This window comes from Nocardioides sp., assembly GCF_035481145.1.
Taxonomy (GTDB): domain Bacteria; phylum Actinomycetota; class Actinomycetes; order Propionibacteriales; family Nocardioidaceae; genus Nocardioides.
The window spans coordinates 1-3,486 of sequence record NZ_DATIHB010000106.1 but is presented as its reverse complement, the minus strand read 5'-3'; the positions used below and the strand labels follow the sequence as shown (position 1 = coordinate 3,486).

Genomic DNA, 3,486 nt, shown 5'->3' with positions numbered 1-3,486 from the left:
GACCCACAGCGCGAACCCCACGGCGAGCAGGAACGCCGGCAGCATCACGATCGCGTACGCCGCCACGAAGGCGCGGCCCCCGGCCAGGGTCGCCGAGGTGTTCCACGCGGCGTGGCAGAGCACCGCGAGCACGTAGCCGAGGAGCGGCCAGCCCATCCGGCCGGCCAGGCCGCGGCTCTGGATCGCGAGCCCGACGCCGATGCCGATCATCGCGGTGAAGAAGGGGTGCGCGAACGGGCTCGCCAGGCAGCGGATCACGAACGTCGAGGTGAGACCGACCAGGCCACCGGGCGCACCGTCGGAGCCGTTCCACGCCACCGCGAGGTAGAGGACGTTCTCGGTGAAGGCGAAGCCGACCCCGACCATGCCCGCGTAGACGATGCCGTCCAGGACGCCGTCGATCTCGTGGCGCCGCCAGAGCAGGAGCAGCACGAGGAAGAGTCCCTTGGCGAACTCCTCGGTCAGGGGCGCGACCACGACCGCGCCGGCCTGCTCGGAGAGGGACAGGATGATCGTGCCGACCTCCTGCGCGACCAGCGCCATGAAGGTGGCGACGCACGCGCCCCAGGTCAGGCCCAGGGCGAGGAGCACCTTGGGCTCCGGCTCGTAGCGATCGAGCCAGAGGTACGCCGCCACGACGGGGCCGACGGGCACGAGGGCGAAGCAGGCGGCGACCACGACGATCGGACCGCCACCGGCGAGGAGGATCGCCAGGCCGGTCGGGATCGCGGCCAGGGCTGCGATCACGGCGACCACCACGGTGAAGAGCACCGTGTCGCGCGTGGCGCGAGGCTGCGGCACCGTCACTGACATGGGGCGCAGCCTATCGGCACGGGTGGCACCCGCCCGTATCGTGGGGAGCGTGACCGAACCCGACAACATCGCACCGGAAACCACGACTCCCCAGCCGGAGACCCCGCGCACAGAGTCCCACGACCCCGCCGTGCCCGCGGCCTACGCCGCGTTCATGCGCACCGGATGGGGAGACCGCGAGCTCGACCTGCCGCCGCACCCCGTGGCAGGACCGGCCGGCGACCGCCGCAAGCGGTTGGCCGAGGCCTTCCCCGGCGAGCGGCTCGTCGTCCCCGCCGGCGGCTACAAGGTGCGCTCCAACGACACCGACTACCGCTTCCGCCCCGACACCGCCCACACCTGGCTCTCGGGCAACCAGACCTCCGACGCGGTCCTCCTCGTCGAGCCCGACGGCTCGTCCGTCCTCTACGCCCGACCCCGCTCCTCGCGGGAGACCGACGAGTTCTTCCGCGACCGGCAGTACGGCGAGCTGTGGGCCGGTCGCCGGCCCTCGCTCCACGAGATGAGCTCGTCGCTCGGTGTCGAGGTCCGCCACCTCGACGAGCTCGACCGGGCCCTCGGCGGCACGACTCCGACGCGGGTGCTGCGTGGTGTCGACCAGCGCGTCGACACCACGGTCGCGCCGGGCACCGGCGACGACGAGCTCGCCCAGGTGCTGTCAGAGATGCGCTTGGTCAAGGACGCCTGGGAGCTCGGCGAGCTCCAGCAGGCCTGCGACATCACGACCCTGGGCTTCAGCGACTCGGTCCGCGAGTGGGACCGCGTGCTCGAGTTCGGCGAGCGCTGGATCGAGGGCACCTTCTTCCGCCGTGCCCGCGCCATGGGCAACGACCTCGGCTACGACTCGATCGTCGGCGGGGGCGCCCACGCGACCACCCTGCACTGGATCGAGAACTCCGGCCCGATCGTTCCCGGCGAGCTCGTGCTCCTGGACATGGGCGTCGAGGGCCGCAACCTCTACACCGCCGACGTGACCCGCACGCTGCCGGTGTCGGGCCGCTTCACTCCCCTGCAGCGCGACCTCTACACGCTCGTCTTCGAGGCCCAGCAGGCCGGCATCGACGCCGTCCGCCCGGGCGGCCGCTTCCTCGCTGCCCACGAGGCGGCGATGCAGGTCCTCGCCGAGGGCCTCGACGGGCTGAGCCTGCTGCCGGTCTCCGTCCAGGAGGCGCTCGATCCCGACTCGAAGGTCTACGCCCGCTGGACCCTCCACGGCACCTCCCACATGCTCGGCATGGACGTCCACGACTGCGGTCGCGCCTCGACCGACGTCTACCCGCGAGGCGACCTCGAGGAGGGGATGGTGCTGACCGTCGAGCCTGGTCTCTACTTCCAGTCCGACGACCTGCTCGTCCCCGAGGAGCTGCGCGGCATCGGCATCCGCATCGAGGACGACATCGTCGTCACCGCCGACGGATCGCTCAACCTCTCCGACAGCCTCCCGCGCACCGCGGACGACGTCGAGGACTGGATGAGGCAGCTGCTGCCCTGAGCCGGCCGCGACCACGCGGCGTACGGAATGCAGAAGGCCCCCGGAGATCCGGGGGCCTTCTGGCGGTCTGGGGTGGATGACGGGACTTGAACCCGCGACAACCGGCACCACAAGCCGGGGCTCTACCAACTGAGCTACACCCACCATGGCTCCGACGTCGTCGAAGCGCGAACGGAACTCTACTGGGTGGAGGCCGTCTGGTCCGAATCGGCCCCGGTGTCCGGACGTCCGAGGCCCGTGATCGAGCCGCCGTGCCGCGCGGCGATCGCCTTCGCAGTCTCGCTGTCCGGCCCGGGCGACGGCACGAAGACGGCCTCGCGGTAGTAGCGGAGCTCCTCGATCGACTCCTGGATGTCAGCCAGCGCGCGGTGGTTGCCGCGCTTCTCGGGCGACTGATACCACGCCTTCGGGAACCAGCGGCGTGACAGCTCCTTGATGGAGGAGACGTCGATGATCCGGTAGTGCAGGAACGCCTCGAGCTCGGGCATGTCGCGCGCGATGAACGCCCGGTCCGTGCCGACCGTGTTGCCGGCGAGTGGCGGCCGGCTGCCCTCGGGGCAGTGCTCCCGGATGTAGGCGAGCACCTGCTCCTGCGCCTCGGCCAGCGTCAGCCCGCCGTCGAGCTCCTCGAGCAGCCCCGACTTCACGTGCATGTCGCGCACGAAGTCGTTCATCTGCTCGAGCGCGGCCGGCTCCGGCTTGACGATGATGTCGACACCCTCACCCAGCACGTTGAGGTCGAAGTCCGTCACCAGGGCGGCGATCTCGATGAGCGCATCGGCTCCGAGGTCGAGTCCGGTCATCTCGCAGTCGATCCACACCAGCTTGTCGTTCACGGGCCCGACCCTACCCGTCGTACGCCGCACGGTTCTCCTGGCGAACCCCCGCCGATCCCGGCATCGATCTGCGCCCGGATTGCTTGCCGATTTCACGCGTTCGTTTCAGCGTGCACTCAGCCAGCCGCCCTAGCGTCGAAGCCATGGCCAGCTGGATCGGGCTCCTCGCCCGCGTCGTCGTCGGCGCCGTGTGGGTGGTCGCCGGCGCGCTGAAGCTGCCCGACCCCGCCGCAAGCGTCCGCGCGGTGCGGGCGTACGAGCTGCTTCCCGAGGTCGTCGTCCCCACCGTCGGCCACCTGCTCCCGGTCCTCGAGGTCGTGGTCGGGGCCTGCCTCCTCCTCGGCC

The 3,486-nt window shown here is 71.0% G+C and carries 4 protein-coding genes and 1 tRNA gene; 2 read left to right on the top strand and 3 right to left on the bottom strand.

Going from position 1 to position 3,486, the window contains the following annotated elements; genetic code table 11:
- Positions 1-813, bottom strand: an 813-nt coding sequence (locus VLF38_RS09205) for a PrsW family intramembrane metalloprotease (RefSeq protein ID WP_325270969.1), incomplete at its 3' end; no start/stop codon positions are given.
- Between the two features lie 49 nt (positions 814-862).
- On the opposite strand from VLF38_RS09205, the gene VLF38_RS09200 reads away from it, so the two are divergent.
- The gene (locus VLF38_RS09200; protein WP_325270968.1) at positions 863-2,305 is read left to right on the top strand and encodes an aminopeptidase P family protein; all 1,443 of its coding nucleotides are present in this window, start codon (positions 863-865) and stop codon (positions 2,303-2,305) included.
- A 68-nt stretch (positions 2,306-2,373) separates the two neighbouring features.
- On the opposite strand, the gene VLF38_RS09195 is transcribed toward VLF38_RS09200, so the two are convergent.
- Positions 2,374-2,449, bottom strand: a tRNA-His gene (locus VLF38_RS09195).
- A 35-nt stretch (positions 2,450-2,484) separates the two neighbouring features.
- Positions 2,485-3,141, bottom strand: coding sequence for an oligoribonuclease (gene orn, locus VLF38_RS09190; RefSeq protein ID WP_325270967.1), 657 nt, complete (start codon positions 3,139-3,141; stop codon positions 2,485-2,487).
- 143 nt (positions 3,142-3,284) lie between these two features.
- On the opposite strand from orn, the gene VLF38_RS09185 reads away from it, so the two are divergent.
- Positions 3,285-3,486 (top strand): MauE/DoxX family redox-associated membrane protein (locus tag VLF38_RS09185; RefSeq protein WP_325270966.1); only part of this gene is annotated, 202 nt, incomplete at its 3' end.